Source organism: Kocuria sp. LUK (genome assembly GCF_021012935.1).
Lineage (GTDB): Bacteria > Actinomycetota > Actinomycetes > Actinomycetales > Micrococcaceae > Kocuria > Kocuria flava.
Genome location: NZ_JAJMZI010000003.1, coordinates 395,976 through 414,869, shown reverse-complemented (window position 1 = coordinate 414,869; position 18,894 = coordinate 395,976). Strand labels below are relative to the sequence as shown.

At 74.7% G+C, this 18,894-nt stretch carries 16 protein-coding genes and 1 tRNA gene; 7 read left to right on the top strand and 10 right to left on the bottom strand.

Annotated features, from left to right (window positions below):
* The first annotated feature begins 114 nt into the window (after positions 1–114).
* The 5 genes from LQU92_RS07425 (at position 115) to LQU92_RS07405 (ending at position 4,676) form a co-directional block, all read left to right on the top strand.
* Positions 115–2,067, top strand: coding sequence for a glycosyltransferase family 2 protein (locus LQU92_RS07425; protein WP_230779482.1), 1,953 nt, complete (start codon positions 115–117; stop codon positions 2,065–2,067).
* Between the two features lie 113 nt (positions 2,068–2,180).
* The gene (locus tag LQU92_RS07420; RefSeq protein WP_308071603.1) at positions 2,181–3,200 is read left to right on the top strand and encodes a glycosyl hydrolase; all 1,020 of its coding nucleotides are present in this window, start codon (positions 2,181–2,183) and stop codon (positions 3,198–3,200) included.
* Between the two features lie 166 nt (positions 3,201–3,366).
* Positions 3,367–3,822 (top strand): hypothetical protein, encoded by a 456-nt coding sequence (locus tag LQU92_RS07415; RefSeq protein WP_230779479.1) that lies wholly within the window; start codon positions 3,367–3,369, stop codon positions 3,820–3,822.
* 67 nt (positions 3,823–3,889) lie between these two features.
* Entirely contained in the window at positions 3,890–4,099 is a 210-nt protein-coding gene (locus tag LQU92_RS07410; protein WP_101852641.1) for a hypothetical protein, read from the top strand.
* A 220-nt stretch (positions 4,100–4,319) separates the two neighbouring features.
* Complete coding sequence (locus LQU92_RS07405) at positions 4,320–4,676, top strand: hypothetical protein (protein WP_101852642.1); 357 nt, start codon at positions 4,320–4,322, stop codon at positions 4,674–4,676.
* Between the two features lie 466 nt (positions 4,677–5,142).
* Here the strand turns inward: LQU92_RS07405 and LQU92_RS07400 are convergent.
* The 5 genes from LQU92_RS07400 to dusB all read right to left on the bottom strand — a co-directional run bounded on the left by LQU92_RS07400 (position 5,143) and on the right by dusB (position 11,310).
* Positions 5,143–5,215, bottom strand: a tRNA-Asn gene (locus tag LQU92_RS07400).
* 93 nt (positions 5,216–5,308) lie between these two features.
* Positions 5,309–7,180, bottom strand: a complete 1,872-nt coding sequence (gene dnaG / locus LQU92_RS07395; protein ID WP_230779477.1) for a DNA primase — start codon at positions 7,178–7,180, stop codon at positions 5,309–5,311.
* A gap of 121 nt (positions 7,181–7,301) precedes the next feature.
* Positions 7,302–8,627, bottom strand: coding sequence for an aromatic acid/H+ symport family MFS transporter (locus LQU92_RS07390; RefSeq protein WP_230779475.1), 1,326 nt, complete (start codon positions 8,625–8,627; stop codon positions 7,302–7,304).
* Positions 8,628–8,751: 124 nt separating this feature from the next.
* Entirely contained in the window at positions 8,752–10,083 is a 1,332-nt protein-coding gene (locus LQU92_RS07385; protein WP_058858446.1) for a deoxyguanosinetriphosphate triphosphohydrolase, read from the bottom strand.
* A 27-nt stretch (positions 10,084–10,110) separates the two neighbouring features.
* On the bottom strand, positions 10,111–11,310 hold the full coding sequence (gene dusB / locus LQU92_RS07380; protein ID WP_230779472.1) for a tRNA dihydrouridine synthase DusB: 1,200 nt from the start codon (positions 11,308–11,310) through the stop codon (positions 10,111–10,113).
* Between the two features lie 262 nt (positions 11,311–11,572).
* Between dusB and LQU92_RS07375 the strand changes: the two genes are divergently transcribed.
* Entirely contained in the window at positions 11,573–12,592 is a 1,020-nt protein-coding gene (locus LQU92_RS07375; protein WP_230779469.1) for a DMT family transporter, read from the top strand.
* Between the two features lie 42 nt (positions 12,593–12,634).
* Here the strand turns inward: LQU92_RS07375 and LQU92_RS07370 are convergent, their stop codons facing one another.
* Together LQU92_RS07370 and LQU92_RS07365 are read right to left on the bottom strand one after the other, a co-directional pair.
* On the bottom strand, positions 12,635–13,609 hold the full coding sequence (locus LQU92_RS07370) for a GNAT family N-acetyltransferase (RefSeq protein ID WP_230779466.1): 975 nt from the start codon (positions 13,607–13,609) through the stop codon (positions 12,635–12,637).
* Complete coding sequence (locus LQU92_RS07365; RefSeq protein ID WP_058858442.1) at positions 13,609–14,991, bottom strand: glycine--tRNA ligase; 1,383 nt, start codon at positions 14,989–14,991, stop codon at positions 13,609–13,611. The genes LQU92_RS07370 and LQU92_RS07365 overlap by 1 nt, the downstream gene beginning before the upstream one ends.
* Positions 14,992–15,317: 326 nt before the next feature.
* Here LQU92_RS07365 and LQU92_RS07360 point away from each other — a divergent pair, with 326 nt between their 5' ends.
* Positions 15,318–15,560: an RNA-binding S4 domain-containing protein gene (locus LQU92_RS07360; protein ID WP_058858441.1), complete on the top strand. Its 243-nt coding sequence runs from the start codon at positions 15,318–15,320 to the stop codon at positions 15,558–15,560.
* A gap of 53 nt (positions 15,561–15,613) precedes the next feature.
* On the opposite strand, the gene LQU92_RS07355 is transcribed toward LQU92_RS07360, so the two are convergent.
* From LQU92_RS07355 to LQU92_RS07345, 3 genes are read right to left on the bottom strand one after another with little or no spacing between them, the layout of a single operon-like run.
* A complete protein-coding gene (locus LQU92_RS07355; protein ID WP_230779463.1) occupies positions 15,614–16,300 on the bottom strand; it encodes an alpha/beta hydrolase in 687 nt (228 codons plus the stop codon).
* A gap of 31 nt (positions 16,301–16,331) precedes the next feature.
* Complete coding sequence (locus tag LQU92_RS07350; RefSeq protein ID WP_230779460.1) at positions 16,332–17,516, bottom strand: homoserine O-acetyltransferase; 1,185 nt, start codon at positions 17,514–17,516, stop codon at positions 16,332–16,334.
* The gene (locus tag LQU92_RS07345; RefSeq protein WP_230779457.1) at positions 17,513–18,889 is read right to left on the bottom strand and encodes a bifunctional o-acetylhomoserine/o-acetylserine sulfhydrylase; all 1,377 of its coding nucleotides are present in this window, start codon (positions 18,887–18,889) and stop codon (positions 17,513–17,515) included. Before LQU92_RS07345 ends, LQU92_RS07350 begins: the two co-directional genes overlap by 4 nt.
* Between the last annotated feature and the right edge of the window lie 5 nt (positions 18,890–18,894).

The following is an 18,894-nucleotide window of genomic DNA, read 5'->3' as shown; positions in this document are numbered from 1 at the left end:
ATGCAAAGCGATGGGGCCAGGGGCCGGGATACTGCTCTCGGGCAGCGGCGGACCGTGCCGCGCCCGGTCCGCGGCGCGGCGCCTCCGGCCGGGACCACCGACAGGAGGAGTGGCGTGCACCGTTTCCTGGTCCGGCTGCTGGTCGTGCTCACCGTGCTGCTGGGAGTCAACTACGTCGCGTGGCGGTGGCTGGAGTCCCTGAACTGGTCGGCGTGGTGGATCGCGGTGCCGCTGGTGCTCGCGGAGACCTACAGCCTGGTCGACGTGATGCTGTTCGGGCTGACCATGTGGCGGCTCAAGGAGCGCACGCCGCCGCCGGCCCCGCCGGGGATGACCGTGGACGTGTTCATCACCACCTACGACGAGCCGGTCGAGATGGTCCTGGGGACGGCGCTCGCGGCGCAGCGGATCCGCTACCCGCACCGGACCTGGATCCTCGACGACGGCGCGCGGGCACCGATGCGCGAGGCCGCCGAGCGCCACGGCATCGGCTACCTGACCCGCAGCGCGGACTGGGAGGACCGGCCGCGCCACGCCAAGGCCGGCAACCTCAACAACGCCCTGATGCTGACCGAGGGCGAGTTCATGATGATCCTGGACGCGGACCAGGTGCCGGAGCCGGAGATCCTCGACCGGACCCTGGGCTACTTCAACGACCGCAGGGTCGCCCTGGTCCAGACCCCGCAGTGGTTCGTCAACGTCCCCGAGGACGACCCGCTGGGCAGCCAGGCCCCGCTGTTCTACGGCCCCCTCCAGCAGGGCAAGGACGGCTGGAACGCCGCCTTCTTCTGCGGCTCCAACGCCCTGCTGCGCCGCGAGGCGCTCATGCAGCTGGGCCTGGTCGGCTACGTGGCGGAGGTCGAGCGCTCCGTCCGCACGGCCCTGCGGGGCTCCCGGGCCGCCGTGCGCCGGGCCCGGCGCTCCCCCCAGGCCGCCGACCCCACGGTCGCCCGGCTGCTCGACGAGGTGGAGCGGGCGACCGACCGGGCCCGGGAGGAGCTCGAGGCCGGCCGGTCCTACAGCGAGATCACCTACGGGCTGCGCCGCACGGTCGAGGCCGCGGTCCAGGAGCTCGTCGCCGCGGACGTCAGCGCCCTGCAGGCGGACCTCGCCGAGATCGAGGCCCTGGGACCGGATGGCGGCCACGGCCCCCTGACCCCCGACGAGGTCGACCGGGCGGTGGCCCGGCTCTCCACCCGGGAGTGGTCGCCCCTGGGCGCGCTGGAGTCGGTGCACACGGTCCTCGAGGCCATCTCCGTGGAGCGCTCGGAGGAGGCGCAGCCGGTCATGCCCCTGGCCACGATCTCCGTGACCGAGGACATGGCCACCTCCATGCGGCTGCACGCCCTGGGCTGGCGCAGCGTCTACCACCACGAGGTGCTCGCGGTGGGTCTGGCCCCCGAGGACCTCAAGACCATGCTGACCCAGCGGCTGCGCTGGGCGCAGGGCACCGTCCAGGTCCTGCTGCGGGAGAACCCCCTCCTCAAGCGCGGCCTGCGGTGGCCGCAGCGGCTGATGTACTTCGCGACCATGTGGAGCTACCTCTCCGGCTTCGCCGCCGTCGTCTACATCACCGCCCCGATCGTCTACCTGCTCCTGGGCATCCTCCCGGTCACGAGCCTCAGCGCCGACTTCTTCCTCCGGTTCATCCCCTTCATGGTGGTCAACCAGCTGCTGTTCGCGGTGGCCGGGCGCGGGGCGAAGACCTGGCGCGGCCAGCAGTACAGCCTCGCCCTGTTCCCCACGTGGATCACGGCCTGCACCACGGCCGCCCGCAACGTCTGGTTCGGCCGGCCCCTGGGCTTCGCCGTCACCCCCAAGGTCAAGCAGGGCAGCAGCCGGGACTGGCACCTGGTCCGCCCGCAGCTGGTCGCCATGTCCCTGCTCGCCGCCGCGGCCGTGATCGGCCTGTCGCGTCTGGCCGTGGGGCTCAACGAGCCGCTGGGCACGCTGGTGAACGTCGCGTGGGTCGTCTTCGACCTGATCGTGCTGAGCGTCGTGTTCCGTGCCGTGCGCTACGACGGCTTCACCGGGGACGAGGAGCCCGCCCGCCCGGTCCCGGACTGACGGACGCCCACAGTGCGCAGCACGGCGTTCCCGAACGCCGCCCTCCGCTCTATGCTTTCGCAAACACCGTTGTGGGTGCGCCGCCGGGCGCACCGCGAGCAAGGAGCACCCCCGTGTCCCGTTCCCCCCTGGTCCCCGCCGTCGTCCTCGCCTCGGCCCTGGCCCTGGCCACCGGCGGCGCGGCCTCCGCAGCCCCGCACCAGAACTCCGCCGCCGCGAAGAAGGGCACCGCAACCACGTCGACGACGGTCACGACGGCGCCGCAGGTGCGCACGTGCCCGCTGCGCTTCGGCGTGGGCACTCCCGGCGGCCCGGCCGCGGCGGGCGAGCTGGCCGAGGTGGCCTCCCTGACCGGGGAGAAGCCGTCGCTGATCCTGTCCTACAAGGACTTCGGTCAGCCCGTCCCGCTCCACGAGCTCGAGCAGGCCCGGTCCGCCGGCGCGACCACCCTGCTGACCTGGGAGCCGTGGCTGTGGGGCAACGGCGTCCAGCAGCAGGAGTTCGCCCTCGAGCGGATCGCCGCCGGAGCCCACGACGACCACATCCGGTCCTGGGCCGAGCAGCTGGCCGCCTGGGGTCACCCGGTGATGCTGCGCTTCGCCCACGAGATGAACGGCGACTGGTACCCGTGGGCGGAGCTGGTCAACGGCAACCGCTCCGGGGACTACGTCGCCGCCTGGCGCCACGTCCACGACATCTTCACGGAGGCCGGGGCCGACAACGTCCGGTGGGTCTGGAACCCGAACGTGCCCTACTACGGGTCCGCGCCGCTCGAGGGGCTGTACCCGGGACACGATCAGGTCGACGTCGTGGCCCTGGACGGCTACAACTGGGGCACCTCCCAGTCCTGGTCCTCCTGGCAGCAGCCCTGGGACCTGTTCGCCCACGGGCTCGCCGAGCTGCGCCGGATCGCGCCGGGCAAGGAGATCGTCGTCGCGGAGACGGCCTCGGCCGAGGCCGGCGGCTCCAAGGCGGAGTGGAACGCCCACCTGGTCTACTACCTCGCCCAGCAGCCGGACGTCACCGGCCTGGTGTGGTTCCACATGAACAAGGAGACCGACTGGCGGATCAACTCCTCCAGCTCCTCGGCCCAGGCGCTGGCCGCGGAGCTGGCCAAGCGCCCGTGCCCGTGACCGCGCACACCGTGTGAGCAAGCGAACGGTCCCCCGAAGCGGTTTCCGGGGGCGGTCGGTGGTAGACCGGTAGGAGGGCCCGCGCGTCGTCGTCACGCCGGCTCCCCGATCCCGTGCCCCACCGACCGCAGCAGGCGGCTGCTCCCGCCTGCCCCTGGAGACCACCGTGAGCCTGCAGCAGCACTTCGACGGATCCCGCCCGACCGCCACCGGCGCCCCGGTGCGCGTCTTCGCCGACGTGGCCCGCACCCCGCGCACCCCCGCACCTCGCGGCTGGAACAACCCGGCCGCGGTCGCGGTCGTGGGGATGCCCCTGTCCGTGTCCCTCACCTGGATCCCGTTCGTCCCACCCCTGCTGGGCGTGCTCGCCCTCGCGCTCGTCCTCGGCTACGCCGCCGCGGCCGCGGTCGGCTGGTTCTCCTGGCCGCAGAGCCGCGACGACGCCCTGGCGGAGGCCGCGTGGGTGGCCGCGCAGTCGGGCTACCGGGTCGACCTCCGCGAGGGGGCCCTGCGCTGGTTCGACCGGGACGGCACCGCGCGGTGCGCCACGGTGGTGCAGGGAGCCCGCGGCTGGGACCTGGTCCTCGAGGACCGCCTCGCCGGCGCGGACGTCCCCGCCTGAACCGGGCGGGGCCCCGGCCGGCGCGTAGGATCGGGCCACCACCGCCGATCGAGCGAGGAGCGCGACGATGACCCACCAGCCCGACGACCGCGACCAGGCCTGGGCCGAGCAGCAGCAGGAGCACCTGAGCGTCCTCGACGAGGACGCCCTGACGGCGAACACGGACGAGGACGACGACCGGGTGGCCGACGAGGACTCCGGCCCGCTGACCGGGCAGCCCGAAGCGCCCTCCCCGAGGGACCGGGGCGAACCGCGGGACCGCGGCTCCTCCCGCTAGCTCCCCGCGTCACCGGGGGCGGGCGGCCCGAAGCCCCTGACCGCTCTGCATCGCTGTGAGCGGCCGGGGGCTTCGGGCCACCCGGCCGACGACCCGGGCTGCGACGCCGGCCCTTCCTGCGTGGTTGACCCGTCAAGGACCCGACGTACGCTGGTGGGGACCCCGGCGTGCTCCTCCCGAGCTCCCGCCGATCCCCCACCTCCACCTGGAGCCTCCTGTCATGACAGACCCCCTGTCCGTCAACTACGGCGGCGCCACCCATCCGGGAGCGCGCGCCATCGTGCACCCCGGGATGCTCGCTGCTGAGCACGCCGTGGCACGGAACGTGGTGCGGCAGACGGCGACGACGTTCACCCTCGACGACGGATACACCTACGACAAGGTCTCCTGCCGGGTCATCGGTCCCGGAGGCCAGCCCTCGCTGCTCAACCGCATGGCGGTCACCGAGGGCAGCGCGATGTACAGCTCCTGGTCCCACCTCACGCGCCCGCCCCGGCTCTCGGAGGCCCGCCATCCGGCCCGTCGGCGACTGCACTCCCTGGCGCGCATCCTCCGGGAACGCCGCCCGCGCCGGTGAGCCGCCGCTGACGTGCCCCGGCTCTGTGCGCCACCGCACCGGGCCCCGAGCAGCCGCACGACGGGCCGCTCGCCGGTGCGCCGGTCCGACCGGCCGGTGAGCGCACCGTGGTCGTCGGCGCCGCGGCGGCGCACACCGGCCCGCTCCGTCCACGGACGGGGCGGGCCGTGCACATGCCGGTCATGACGCAGGGCGTCGACTCCGCGGCCGGCTCGTGCTCCTCGCAGGGCGGGCCGAGGTCCGGGCCCGGCGTGACCCGCCGCGGGGGCCGGGCACGGTGGTCAGCGTCCGGAGGTGCAGGGCTGCACCGGTCAGCCTCCGGCGCACTCCCCGGTGACGTGCTCCACGGTGCCGGTATCGCCGCGCAGGACCTCGTGACGGACTCCTGGTGTCCCGCGCCCCGGCCACCGGCGGGCACGGAAAAGGCCCCCACCGGCTGTTCCGCCGGCGAGGGCCTCCTGTGCTGCTCCCCCGACTGGACTCGAACCAGTAACCCTTCGATTAACAGTCGAATGCTCTGCCAATTGAGCTACGGGGGACCGTGCACGCACGCGTGCAACGAGCCATCACTGTACCGTCCCCGCCGCGCGAACGCCAAATTGTCCCGGTCCCCGGGGCGGCGGGCGCGGCGCTCAGTCCGGGCGCAGGCTGCGGCGCTGCATCTCGAGCTCGAGCAGCTCCCGCTGCAGCTGCTGGTAGCGCTCGCGCTGGGCGGTGGGGTCGGTGCGCTGCAGCTCGGCGAGCCGGTCGGACTTGCGCCGGTTGATCTGCAGCTCGAAGAGCCGGTTGAGGATGTCGGCGGTGTAGCGCTCGAGCTGGGACTCGGTGGTCGCGGGCAGCGGGGTCACGGCCAGCTCGGCGAGGTAGCCGTGCAGGGGCTCGGGCAGGTGCCCGCGCACGGCGTCGACCCACGGCTGCCCGGCGGGGGCGGTGCCGGCGGGCAGCCCGGAGCGGGCGGCGAGCACGGCGTCGTGCACCGCCCCGTGGACGGGGTAGCGGAAGACGCTGAGCCCGAACTCCTCCCAGTGCCGGTCCTGGAGCAGGTGGGCGCACTGGATGACGGTCTCGAGGGCCTCCCGCTCCATCCGGGCCACCGGCTCCCGGGGGTCGGGCAGCTGCACGCCGGGCTCGGCGGCGGGCTCCGCCTCGGGCGTGCGGGCCGGGGCCCGGTCCTCGCGGGGCGCGCGCCCGGCGGCGTCGACCGCGCGCTGGACCTCGGAGGGGTCCAGGCCGAGCCACCCGGCCAGCTGCCGGGCGTAGGCGGGGCGCAGCGAGCGGTCGCGGATGCGGGCGACGATCGGCGCGCACGCGCGCATCGCCCGGATCCGGCCCTCGATGGTGTCGAGGTCGAAGTTCTTCAGGGTCGCCCGGATCGCGAACTCGAACAGGGGCCGGCGGGTCCCGACGAGCTCGACGACGGCGGCGTCCCCGCGGGCCAGGCGTAGGTCGCAGGGGTCCATGCCGTGGGGCTCGACGGCCACGTAGGTCTGGGCGACGAACTTCTGGTCCTCCTCGAAGGCGCGCAGGGCGGCCTTCTGCCCGGCGGCGTCGCCGTCGAAGGTGAACACGACCTCTCCCCCGCCGCCGCTGTCGGAGAGGAAGCGGCGGACGATCTTGATGTGCTCGGGCCCGAAGGCGGTGCCGCAGGTCGCGACCGCGGTGGTCACGCCCGCGAGGTGGCAGGCCATGACGTCGGTGTAGCCCTCGACGACGACGACGCGCCGCTGCTTGGCGATCTCCCGCTTGGCGAGGTCGATCCCGTAGAGCACCTGGGACTTCTTGTACAGGGGCGTCTCGGGGGTGTTGAGGTACTTCGGGCCCTGGTCGTCGTCGAAGAGCTTGCGGGCGCCGAAGCCGATGACCTCCCCGGCCACCGCGCGGATCGGCCACACGAGCCGGCCGCGGAAGCGGTCGTAGAGCCCGCGGTTGCCCTCCGAGAACATGCCCGTGAGCTTGAGCTCCTGGTCGGTGAACCCGCGCCCGCGCAGGTGCTTGAGCAGGTGGTCCCAGCCGCGGGGGGCGTAGCCGACGCCGTAGCGGCGGGCGGCGTCGCCGTCGAAGCCGCGCTCGCCCAGGAACTGCTGGGCGGGGCCGGCCTGGCGGGTGTAGAGGTTGCGCTGGAAGTACTCGGCGGCGACCTTGTGCGCGTCCAGCAGCCGCTGGCGCCGGCCGACCTCCTCCTTCTTGGGCCCGGAGCCCTGCTCGTAGCGCAGCTCGTAGCCGATCCGCGCGGCGAGCTTCTCGACGGTCTCGGTGAAGGTGGTGTGGTCGATGTTCATCAGGAACGCGATGACGTCCCCGGACTCGTCGCAGCCGAAACAGTGGTAGGTGCCCATCTGCGGGCGCACGTGGAAGGAGGGGGTCCGCTCGTCGTGGAAGGGGCACAGGCCCTTCCACGAGCCGATGCCGGCGCTCTTGAGCGTGACGTAGCCGTCGACGATCTCCTTGATGTCCGTGCGAGAGCGGACCTCGTCGATGTCCTCGCGCCTGATCAGTCCTGCCACGGGCTTCAGTGTAGGCGTGCGGGCGGACGCGCCCGCCCGCGCCCCGGAGGTGCGGCGGGGGCGGGGCACGGCGGACGGGCCGCCGCACCCCGCCCCCGGTGCCGGGTGCGGTCGGCGCGCCTCAGCGGGCGGTCTCGCGCAGCTCCTGGCGGGTGCGCGTGCCGGTCAGGGCGAGCCCGCCCAGGGCGCCGACGGCCGCGAAGGCGAAGAAGCCCCACGGGTAGGCCAGGCCGGCGCCGAGCAGGGTGCCGCCCACGATCGGCCCGGAGATCGCCCCGAGCCGGCCCACGCCGGCGGACATCCCCAGGGCCGTGGCCCGCACGCGGGGCGGGTGGTTGGCCGCGGTGAACGCGTAGACGAGCACCTGGGAGGAGAAGACGAAGCAGCCGGTGAGGAAGACCATGACGTAGATCCCGGCCAGCGGCAGCTTGATCGCGAGCGCCGCGAGCAGCACCGCCGAGCCGAGGAACCAGGCGATCCCGGCGACCCGCGGGGTGATCCGGTCGGCCACGCGCCCGGAGACCCACAGGCCGGCGACCGCCCCGACGTTGAGGATCAGCAGGAAGCCCAGGGAGTTGCCGAGGTCGTACTCGGCGGCGCGCATGATCTGCGGCAGCCAGGTGTTGAGGCCGTAGACCAGCAGCAGGCCCATGAAGGACGCGATCCAGATGGCGATCGAGTTCCGCCGCCACCCGCTGGAGAGCAGCAGCGAGGCGCCGACCTTCTCTGCGGCGTCCTCGCCCGGGGCGTGGTGCTCGAGCTCGAGGCCGTAGTGCTCGGCGACGGCCCGGGCCTCGGTGGTGCGCCCGGCGGAGGCGAGGTAGGACGGGGACTCGGGCAGGTAGCGCAGCATCAGGGGCACGAGCACGAGGGCGGGCAGGGAGCCGAGGACGAACATCTCCTGCCAGCCGAGCTGGCGCACGACCACGATCGCGATGGCGGCGGTGAGCACCGCGCCCACGTGGTAGCCGGTCATCATGACGGTCGTGGCGTTGGAGCCCCGGCCGCGGCGGGCGAACTCGGTGACCATGGCGATGGCCGTCGGCAGGCAGCCGCCGAGACCGAGGCCGGCGAGGAAGCGCAGCAGGCCGAAGACGAGGACGTTCGGGGAGAACGCGGCGGCGAAGGTGAGCAGCGAGAACAGCACGACGGCGCCGATGAGCATCCGCCGGCGGCCGAGCCGGTCGGTGAGGTAGCCCATGGCGAGGGCGCCGATCATCATGCCGACGAGGCCGGCGGTGGCCACGGCCGTGCCGTCGGCGGTGGTCATGCCGAGGGCGCCGCCCTCGAGCATCGAGGGCAGGACGGCGCCGAGGACCACGGCGTCGAAGCCGTCGAGGAGCACGGCGGTCCAGCACAGGGGGGCGACCCAGGCGCGGGAGCGCAGGATCGGCGCACCCCCGGGGCGCCGGGACGCCGCGGGGGTGTTGGCGGAGGCAGAGGACATGGGTGGTCTTCCTAGGGGCAGACGGGCGCGGACTCGACGAGTGTAGGGAGGCTCACCCGTGAGGCACAGCTCACACCCGTTGAACGGGACGGCGGGCCGGGGAACCTCCGGGGGCCGCCCGGGCTCACCAGAGGGGCTTGTCCCCCACCCGCCAGTGCGTGCCGCGGATGCGGTCGTGGAGGGCGACGGCGGAGAGGTCGGTGAGGGACGCGACCTGGTCCACGACGAGCCGCAGCCGCGCCGCCTCGGCACCGGGGCCGTCCCCGATGGCGTGCCAGTCCTCGGCGAAGGCGGCCGAGAGGTGCCGGCCGTCGGTGTCCATCAGCGCGGTGACGAGGATCGAGAGCACCTCGCGCTGGTTCTCGTAGATCGGCTGCGCGTCCCGGACGGTCATCACGTAGGCGGTGGCGATGCCCTTGAGCACGGCGATCTCGGTGGCGGTGTCCTCGGGGACCACGAGCCGGGCGGCGTAGCGGGTCAGGGGCTCGTCGCCGTAGATGGCCCGGGTGGCGTGCTCGGCGGACATCGCGAAGCGGCCGATGAGCTGGCTGGTCATGTTCTTCAGCCGGGCCAGGGCGCGGTGGGAGCCGTCCATCTCCCGCAGCCACAGCGGGGTGTCCTCGAGGCGGGTGAGGGCGGCGTCGAGCACGGCGGGGTCGGTGTGCGGCAGGTACCAGCGGCGGGTCCACTCCACGACCTTCTCCCGCTGGGCGGTGTCGGCGAGCCAGCCCAGCTGCACGAGCCCGGAGGCGATGGCGTCCTCGACGTCGTGCACGGAGTAGGAGATGTCGTCGGCGAGGTCCATCACCTGGCTCTCCAGGCACGTGGTGCCCGCGGGCGCACCCTCCCGCATCCACGCGAACACGGGCAGGTCGTCCTCGTAGACGCCGAACTTGCGGGAGCGGGTGCCGTCGGCGCGCAGCGGGGCGTCCTCGGCGCGCCAGGGGTACTTGCACGCGGCGTCGAGGGCGGCGCGGGTGAGGTTGAGCCCGGCGGGACGCCCGTCGTCGTCGAGGACCTTGGGCTCGAGGCGCGCGAGCAGGCGCAGGGTCTGGGCGTTGCCCTCGAAGCCGCCGACCGACCGGGCCAGCTCGTCGAGGGCGGCCTCGCCGTTGTGCCCGAACGGCGGGTGGCCGAGGTCGTGGGAGAGGCAGGCGGCGTCGACGACGTCGGGGTCGCAGCCGAGCATCCGGCCCAGCTCCCGGCCGATCTGGGCGACCTCGAGGGAGTGCGTGAGCCGGTTGCGCACGAAGTCGTCGGTGTCCGGGGAGACCACCTGCGTCTTCGAGGCCAGCCGCCGCAGCGCGGCGGAGTGCAGGATCCGCGCCCGGTCGCGCTCGAAGTCCGAGCGGTGGCGGTTGTGGTGCTCCTCGGCCACCCGCCGCTCGGCGTCCCGGGGCTCGTAGCCCGGGGCGGGCACGGCCGGGCGGTCGGCCTCGACGGAGATGTGGTGCATGCCGGTCCTCTCGGGTGGGGGCGGTGCTCAGCCGCCGGAGACGTCGAGCTCGGCGGCGGTCAGCCCGAGGCGCTCGGCGTCGCCGAGCTCCCGGGAGGCCAGCCAGCCGTCGGGCAGGTGGGCCCGGCGCGGGGAGCCGGCGCGGCCGCGGGGGCCCTCGACCGCCGCCCCCGGGTAGCCGACGTCCGGGTCGAGCTCGGCCAGCAGCGCCTCGAGGGTCGCGAGGTCGGGGACCTGGGCCAGCCGGGCGCGCAGCTCCCCGCCCACCGGATAGCCCTTGAAGTACCAGGCGACGTGCTTGCGGATCTCGCGCACGCCCTTGCCCTCGTCCCCGAAGGTCTCCACGAGCAGCTGGGCGTGGCGGCGCAGGATGCCGGCGACGGTCGCGAGGTCGGGGCGGAAGCGCTCGGTGCGGCCCTCGAAGGCGGCCTGGAGGTCGCCGAACAGCCAGGGGCGGCCCTGGCAGCCGCGCCCGACCACCACGCCGTCCACGCCGGTGCGCTCGACCATCCGCACGGCGTCCTCGGCGCTCCAGACGTCCCCGTTGCCCAGCACCGGGACGTCCGGCAGGGCCTCGCGCAGCCGGGCGATCGCGTCCCAGTCGGCGGTCCCGGAGTAGTGCTGCTCGAGGGTGCGCCCGTGCAGGGCGACCGCGGCGACGCCGTGGTCGCGCGCGATCCGGCCGGCCTCGAGGTAGGTCAGGTGCTCGTCGTCGATGCCCTTGCGCATCTTCACGGTCACGGGCACGTCCCCGCGGGAGGCCTCCTCGACGGCGGTGCGCACGATCGCGGTGAACAGGTCGGTCTTCCACGGCAGGGCGGAGCCGCCCCCGCGCTTGGTGACCTTGGGCACGGGGCAGCCGAAGTTGAGGTCGACGTGGTCGGCGCGGTCCTCCTCGACGACCATGCGCACGGCCCGGCCGACGTTGACCGCGTCCACCCCGTAGATCTGGATGGAGCGGGGTGTCTCGTCCGGGTCGTGGTCGATGATCCGCATCGACTCGGGCCGGCGCTCCACGAGTGCGCGGGCGGTGACCATCTCCGTGACGTAGAGCCCGCCGCCGTACTCGCGGCACAGGCGGCGGAACGCCTTGTTGGTCACACCCGCCATCGGGGCGAGCACGACCGGCACGTCGACCGTGAGCCTGCCCAGCTGCAGGGGCGGCAGGTCGAGGCGTGCCGGCGGTGCCGGGTCGTGCGTCGGGCGCTGCGTCGTGGTCGTGTCCATCACCGGGGAATTCTCTCACGGACGGCCGACGCCGCAGGAGCCGGGGGCCTCGCCCCCGTCACGGGCGGGGACCGGCCCCTGCGCGCGGGCAGCAGGGGTCCCGGCGCCGGCCGGTGTCCCGGGCCGTGTCCCGCCCGGCGGACCGGCCGCCGGGCGGGCGCCGGGTAGACTCGCGGCCGGTCGACGAAGGGACGGCGATGACGACGAGCACCCGGGTCCCGCCCGGGTCCCGCGCAGCGGAGCCTGCGGGAACGGCGGCGCCGTGAGGGCCGGGGGCCCCCGCGCGGCGCCGGGCACCCCCGCCGGGGTCGCGGCCGTGCTGACCACCGCGGTCCTGTGGGGCACCACGGGCACGGCGGCGACCTTCGCCCCGGGTGCCGGCCCCCTGGCGATCGGGGCCGCGGCCCTCGGGATCGGCGGGCTGCTGCAGGCGGCGATCGCCCTGCCCGCCCTGCGCCGGGCGCGCGCCGGTCTGCGGTCCCACCGGCCCCTCGTCGCGGCGGGGGCGGCGGCGGTGGCCGTCTACCCGCTGGCCTTCTACTCCTCGATGCACCTGGCCGGGGTCGCGATCGGCACGGTGGTCTCCCTGGCCTCGGCCCCGCTCGCCTCCGGCGTGCTCGAGCGGGTGCTCGAGCGGCGGCCGCTGGGCCGGTGGTGGCTGCTCGCCGCCGCCCTGGGCACCACCGGGAGCACCCTGCTGTGCCTGTCCGGGACCGGGCGCACGGCGGGCTCCGCCGGGGCGAGCGCCGCGGGGGTGGGGCTGGGGCTGGTCGCCGGGGCCGCCTACGCCCTCTACTCCTGGACGGTCCACCGCCTGATGGGCCACGGGGTGGGTCGGGCGGCGTCGATGGGGGCGGTCTTCGGCGCCGGCGGCGCGCTGCTGCTGCCCGTGCTGCTGCTCACGGGGGCGCCCCTGCTGGCCTCGGGGAGCTCGTTCGCCGTGGCCGTCTACATGGCGCTGGTGCCGATGTTCCTCGGCTACTGGCTCTTCGGCCTCGGGCTGACCCGGCTGCGCCCGAGCACCGCGACGACCCTGACCCTCGCCGAGCCGGCCGTGGCCGCCCTGCTGGCGGTGGCCGTGGTCGGCGAGCGGCTGCCGCCGGTGGGCTGGGCAGGCCTGGGCGTGCTGGGGACCGCCCTCGTGGTGCTGGCCCTGGCTCCCGGCGAGGACGACTCCGGGGAGGACGGCGGCGGCGCCCCGCCGGGGGCCGGCGCACCCGGACGGGAGCCCCGGGACAGCCCGGCGGCCGGTGGCGTGCCGGTCCCCCGCCCCGGGGCCTGAGCGGTCCGGGCGCCGCCGGTCCGGGCGCCCGGACCGGCGGGCCTACCGGACGGGCTCGGCGAGGACCACGGACTCCTCGACGACGGCGGCCGCGCCCGCGGCCAGCAGGTTCTCGATCACGACCGCCAGCGGGGAGGTGGTCCCGTCCACCTGCAGCTGCACCGGACGGTCGTGCACCAGCAGCGCGAGCAGTTGCTCGAGGGCCCGCCCGGCCGCGGGATCACCCGGGGCCCAGCCCAGCAGGACGTTGGCCGCGGCCTCCGCCGGCTCCTGGGGCGCGGCCCCCGGGGCGGCGTCGAGCTCCACGGGGCGGTAGCTGACCGCGAAGGCGGAGATCCGGCCCCGCTCCCCCGGGCCCGCGCCGTTGCGCAGCACGACGGCCCCGAAGGCGTGGGCGGCGTCCGAGAGGAAGAGCGTGTTCACCCGGCCCACGGGCAGGTCGGCCGGCGGGTCCCAGCCGTGCTCGGCCCGGTAGAACTCCCACAGGGCCCGGGTGAGCTCGACCGAGCCGGTGGCCAGGTCCTCGACCGTCTGGGCGGGCGAGCCGTCCGGGCCGGCGTCGAGCGGGCGCACCGGCAGCGCGCCGGCCCCGACCCGCACCACGCGCGAGGTGCGCACCGGGTCCAGGCCCGCGGCGCGGGCGAAGCGCTCCCCCGCCGAGCCGGGGGCCACCCGGGTGCGCAGGGCCGTGGTGCCCGACGGCGCGGAGGCGGCCTCCGCGCGCAGCCGGGCCAGCAGCGCGGTGCCGATGCCCTCGCCGCGGCGGTCGGGGGCGACCTCGACCCAGGCCCACAGCCGCAGCGGGTGCAGGGGCGACTCGTGGACCGTGCCGGCGGCCACGGGCACGCCGGAGTCCTCGGCCACCAGCGTGCGCGACCACGGGGCGTCGTCGTCGGGGCGCAGAAGGGCCCGGAACTGCTGGGACTGCGGGGTCTCGGGGTCGGGCCAGACCTCGAGCAGCCGCAGGTCGTCGCCGTCCCGCCAGGGACGGATGCTCAGGCCGGCGGGGGTGCGCATCAGCAGTCGAGCTTCTCGGCGAGGTAGGAGCGGACGCGGTCGAGGGAGACCCGCTCCTGGGTCATGGCGTCGCGCTCGCGCACGGTCACGGCCTGGTCCTCGAGGGTGTCGAAGTCCACGGTGATGCAGTACGGGGTGCCGATCTCGTCCTGGCGGCGGTAGCGGCGCCCGATCGCCCCGGCGTCGTCGAAGTCGATGTTCCACTTCCGGCGCAGCTCCGCTGCGAGGTCGCGGGCCTTGGGCGAGAGCTGCTCGTTGCGCGAGAGCGGCAGCACGGCGGCCTTGACCGGGGCCAGGCGCGGGTCGAGCTTGAGCACGGTGCGCTTGTCCACCCCGCCCTTGGAGTTGGGCGCCTCGTCCTCGGTGTAGGCGTCGACGAGGAAGGCCATCATCGACCGGGTCAGCCCGAAGGAGGGCTCGATCACGTAGGGGACGTAGCGCTCCTCGGTCTGCTGGTCGAAGAAGCTCAGCTCCGCGTTGGAGTGCTCGTTGTGCACGCCGAGGTCGTAGTCGGTGCGGTTGGCCACGCCCATCAGCTCCCCCCACGGGTTGCCCTGGAAGCCGAAGCGGTACTCGATGTCGATCGTGCCCGCCGAGTAGTGGGCCCGCTCCTCGGCCGGGACGTCGAAGCGGCGCATGTTCTCCGGGTCGATGCCCAGGTCGGTGAACCAGCTCCAGCAGGCCTCGACCCACTCGTCGAACCAGCGGGCGGCCTCGTCCGGGTGGGTGAAGTACTCGATCTCCATCTGCTCGAACTCGCGGGTGCGGAAGATGAAGTTGCCCGGGGTGATCTCGTTGCGGAAGGCCTTGCCGATCTGGCCGATGCCGAACGGCGGCTTCTTGCGGGCCGCGGTCACCACGTTGTTGAAGTTCACGAAGATGCCCTGGGCGGTCTCGGGCCGCAGGTAGTGCAGGCCCTCCTCGTTGTCCACGGGGCCCAGGAAGGTCTTCATCAGCCCGGAGAACTGCTGCGGGTCCGTCCACTGCCCCTTGGTGCCGCAGTTGGGGCAGGGGATCTCGGCCATGCCGTTCTCGGGGGCCCGGCCCTTCTTCTCCTCGAAGGCTTCCAGCAGGTGGTCCTGGCGGGCGCGCTTGTGGCAGGAGAGGCACTCGACGAGCGGGTCGGTGAAGGTCGCCACGTGCCCGGAGGCCTCCCACACGGCCTTGGGCAGGATGATCGAGGAGTCCAGGCCCACCATGTCCTCGCGCCCGCGCACGAAGGTCTGCCACCACTCGTGCTTGATGTTCTCCTTCAGCTCCGCGCCCAGGGGCCCGTAGTCCCAGGCGGAGCGGGAGCCGCCGTAGATCTCACCCGCCTGGAAGACGAATCCGCGGCGCTTGGCCAGCGAGATGACGTTGTCCAGCGTGGTCTTGGGGGCCATAGGGGTTTCCTCCGGGGTCTCGCCCGACCGCCGGCTGCGGACGCGCGTGGGATGGGGCGCCCCCGGCGTGCCCGCCGCGGGGCGGACGGCCTGCGGCCGTCACGAACGAGGACGCCGCGTGCGACGTCCTCGCCCCAGGGTAGCCAATTGTCGACGGGCCCGCCGCCCGGGCCGGACCGGGCACGCTCCCGCGCCGCGCCGCGCCGCGCCGCCGCCGGTCCGTGGCCGGCCGGGGTGCTGTCCGGGCGCGGGGCAGGAGCGTGCCCGGGAGCGCGAGCGTGCCCGGGGATGCGGGCGTGGCGGGGCGGGTGCGGGAGAATGGGCCCATGACGACCTCCCAGCACCCCGGACCCGCCGACGACCTGCCGATCCGCGACGGGATGATCCGCCTCGGCCAGGCGCTGAAGCTCGCGAACCTCGCCGAGGACGGGGCCCAGGCCCGGGCCCTCGTGGAGGATGGGCAGGTGCGGGTCAACGGCGAGGTCGAGACCCGCCGCGGCCGCCAGCTGCACCCGGGGGACGTGGTCGCCGCCGGCGGCGCCGCCGTGCGGATCACCGCCGCGGACTGAGCCGTTCCGGTCCCGCCCCCGGGAGGGACGGGGTTCTCGGGAGGGCGCAGCCCTCAGGAGGCGCGGGCGCCCAGGACCACGTGGCGCAGGTACTCCCCGACGTGGCCGAGCTCCTGGGGGCCGACGCCGTGGCCGATCCCGGTGTACTGGACCTTCATGGCGTCGGCGTGCTCGAGCGCCCACTCGGCCGTGGCGTCCACGAGCGCCGGCGGGATGACCGGGTCCTGCGGGTCCCGGCCCCAGAACAGCGGCAGCGGCCGCTCCCGCAGCCGGGCGTCGTCGAAGGCGGGGTGCTCCCCCGGGACCACGAACCCGGACAGCCCCACGACCGCGGCGATCTCCCCGGGCATGTGGCGGGCCAGCGAGGTGGCCATCGCCATGCCCTGGGAGAAGCCCAGCAGGGTGGTGCTCGGGTGCTCGGCGGCGCGCTCGCGCAGCCAGGCGGCCACCGGGAGCACCGCGTCCACGACCGCCTCGGCGGAGAAGCCGAGCTCCCCGGAGAGCGGGAACCACTGGTAGCCCGCCTGCACCGGCTGCGGGGCCCGCAGGGAGACCACGCTGAACTCGGGCGGCAGCGCGGGCAGCAGCCCCATGAGGTCCTGCTCGTGGGAGCCGTAGCCGTGCAGCAGCACGAGCAGCGGGGTCCCGGGGCGGGCGTCGGCGTCGTTGCTCCACACGGCGAACGGCGCGGGGGCCGCTCCGGGGCGGGCGGTCGTGGGATCGGCGGAGGCGTCGGTCATGGTCCCCAGTGTGCCACCCGCCCCGGCCGGCTCAGTCCTCCCGCAGCACCGTCTCCACGAGCAGCTTCCCGAGCTGGGGGCCCTCGATGAGGAACCCGTCGTGACCGGAGGGCGAGGTGAGGGTGCGCCGGCGCACCTCACCCGGCAGGGCCGCGGCCAGGACGTCGGACTCGTGCGGCAGGTAGAGCCGGTCGGAGTCCACCGCGGCCACGAGCCACTCGCACGAGGCGCGGGCCAGCGCCTCCTCGAGGGTGCCGCGGCCGCGGGCGACGTCGTGGGACATCAGGGCCTCGTTGACCACGAGGTAGGAGTTGGCGTCGAAGCGCCCGGCGAGCTTGGAGGCCTGGTGGTCGAGGTAGCTCTCCACCTGGTAGCGGCCCCGCTCGGCCGGGCGGGCGCCGATCACGTCCCGCTCCCCCTGCGGGGTGCGCCCGAAGCGGTGGTGCAGCTCCGCGGCGGAGCGGTAGGTGACGTGGGCGATCCGCCGGGCCAGGCCGAGGCCGGCCACGGGCGCGGGGCCGTCGTAGTAGTCGCCGCCGCGGAAGTCCGGGTCCTGGCGGATGGCCAGGTTCTGCGCCTGACCCCAGGCGATCTGCTCGGCGCTGGACTGGGCGCACGCGGCGACCACGGCGCAGGCGCGCACCCGGTCGGGGACGGTGACGGCCCACTCCAGGGCCCGGGCCCCGCCCATCGACCCGCCGATCACCAGCCGCCACGCGCCGACGCCCAGGGCGTCGGCGAGGGCCTCCTCGGCGCGCACGGCGTCGCGGATCGTGATCATGGGGAAGCGCGAGCCCCAGGGCCGCCCCTCGGGGTCCACCTCGGGCGGGGCCGGGCTGGCGGGGCCGGTGGAGCCGTAGCAGCCGCCGACGATGTTGGCGCAGACCACGAACCACCGGTCGGTGTCGATGGCCGCACCGGGGCCGACGAGGCCCTCCCACCAGCCGCCGGCCTCGGCGGCGCGCTGCTCGTCCGCGGGGGCGCCGGGACGGGCGCGGCCGGAGGCCACGTGGGTGTCGCCGGTGAGGGCGTGCTCGACCAGCACGGCGTTGGAGCCGTCCGGGGCCAGGGTGCCCCACGTCTCGTAGGCCAGGCGCACCCCGGGCAGCCGGAACCCGGACTCGAGCTCCAGCGTGCCGATCTCGGCGTGGCGCAGCACCCCGTCCTCGCGGACCGGTCCGGGGGCGGCCGCGCCGCGCGGCAGGACCACCGTCATGCCGCGCCCCCGCGGGCCGCGGCGGCGGCGAAGCCCTGCTCGAGGTCGGCGAGGATGTCCTCGACGTGCTCCAGGCCCACGGACAGGCGCACGAAGCCGGGCTCGACCCCGGCGGCCAGCTGCTCCTCGGGCAGCAGCTGGCTGTGGGTGGTCGAGGCGGGGTGGATCACCAGCGAGCGGACGTCGCCGATGTTGGCGACGTTGGAGTGCAGCGTGAGCCCGTCGACGAACGCGGCGCCGGCCTCCCGCCCGCCGTCGAGCACGAAGCCCACGATCGACCCGGCCCCGCGCGGGGCGTACTTGCGGGCACGGGCGTGCCACGGGGAGGAGGCCAGCCCGGCGTAGGAGACGGAGCGGACGTCGTCGCGGGCCTCGAGCCACCGGGCGACCGCCTCGGCGTTGGCCACGTGGCGCTCCATGCGCAGGGACAGCGTCTCGATGCCCTGCTCGATGAGGAACGCGTTGAACGGGGAGATCGAGGAGCCGAGGTCGCGCAGCAGCTGCACCCGGGCCTTGAGGATGTAGGAGAGGTTGACGCCGAACGGGCCGTCCGCGCCGAGGGTCTCCGCGTAGACGAGCCCGCCGTAGGACTCGTCCGGCTGGTTGAACCCGGGGAAGCGCTCGGGGTCGCGGCCGTAGTCGAAGCGCCCTGCGTCGACGATCACCCCGCCGATCGCGGTGCCGTGGCCGCCGAGGAACTTGGTCGCGGAGTGCACGACGACGTCGGCGCCCCACTCGAAGGGCCGCACCAGGTAGGGGGTGGCCACGGTGTTGTCCACGATCAGCGGGACCCCGGCGTCGTGGGCGAGGCCCGCGACCGTCTCGATGTCGAGCACGTCGTTGCGCGGGTTGGGGATCGACTCGGCGAAGAAGGCCTTGGTGTTGGGCCGCACGGCCCGCCGCCACGCCTCGGGGTCGTCCGGGTCCTCGACGAACGTGGTCTCGATGCCCAGCTTCGGCAGGGTGTACTTGAAGAGGTTGAACGTCCCGCCGTAGAGGCTCGGGCTGGCCACGACGTGGTCGCCGGCCCCGGCGAGGTTGAGCACCGCGAAGCTCGTGGCGGACTGGCCGGCACTGAGCATCAGCGCGCCCACCCCGCCCTCGAGGGCGGTGATCCGGTTCTCGACGACCTCGGTGGTCGGGTTGCCGATCCGGGTGTAGATGGGGCCGAGCTCGGCGAGCGCGAAGCGGTCCGCGGCGGCCTGCGCGTCCGGGAAGACGAACGAGGTGGTCTGGTGGATCGGCAGGGCGCGCGAGCCGGTGACCGGGTCGGGGCTCTGGCCGGCGTGGATCTGCCGGGTCTCGAAGGACCAGCCGCCCGGGTTCTCGGGCGTGGGCCGCTCGTCGGTGGTGGTGCGGGGGGACTCGGACATGCCGT

Bases quoted from the DNA above. Each gene is read 5' to 3' on its own strand.
- LQU92_RS07410 (WP_101852641.1), top strand. From the start codon at position 3,890: ATGACCCACCAGCCCGACGACCGCGACCAGGCCTGGGCCGAGCAGCAG.
- LQU92_RS07405 (WP_101852642.1), top strand. From the start codon at position 4,320: ATGACAGACCCCCTGTCCGTCAACTACGGCGGCGCCACCCATCCGGGA.
- LQU92_RS07390 (WP_230779475.1), bottom strand. From the start codon at position 8,627: ATGTCCTCTGCCTCCGCCAACACCCCCGCGGCGTCCCGGCGCCCCGGG.
- LQU92_RS07385 (WP_058858446.1), bottom strand. From the start codon at position 10,083: ATGCACCACATCTCCGTCGAGGCCGACCGCCCGGCCGTGCCCGCCCCG.
- dusB (WP_230779472.1), bottom strand. From the start codon at position 11,310: ATGGACACGACCACGACGCAGCGCCCGACGCACGACCCGGCACCGCCG.
- LQU92_RS07370 (WP_230779466.1), bottom strand. From the start codon at position 13,609: ATGCGCACCCCCGCCGGCCTGAGCATCCGTCCCTGGCGGGACGGCGAC.
- LQU92_RS07365 (WP_058858442.1), bottom strand. From the start codon at position 14,991: ATGGCCCCCAAGACCACGCTGGACAACGTCATCTCGCTGGCCAAGCGC.
- LQU92_RS07360 (WP_058858441.1), top strand. From the start codon at position 15,318: ATGACGACCTCCCAGCACCCCGGACCCGCCGACGACCTGCCGATCCGC.
- LQU92_RS07355 (WP_230779463.1), bottom strand. From the start codon at position 16,300: ATGACCGACGCCTCCGCCGATCCCACGACCGCCCGCCCCGGAGCGGCC.
- LQU92_RS07350 (WP_230779460.1), bottom strand. From the start codon at position 17,516: ATGACGGTGGTCCTGCCGCGCGGCGCGGCCGCCCCCGGACCGGTCCGC.
- LQU92_RS07345 (WP_230779457.1), bottom strand. From the start codon at position 18,889: ATGTCCGAGTCCCCCCGCACCACCACCGACGAGCGGCCCACGCCCGAG.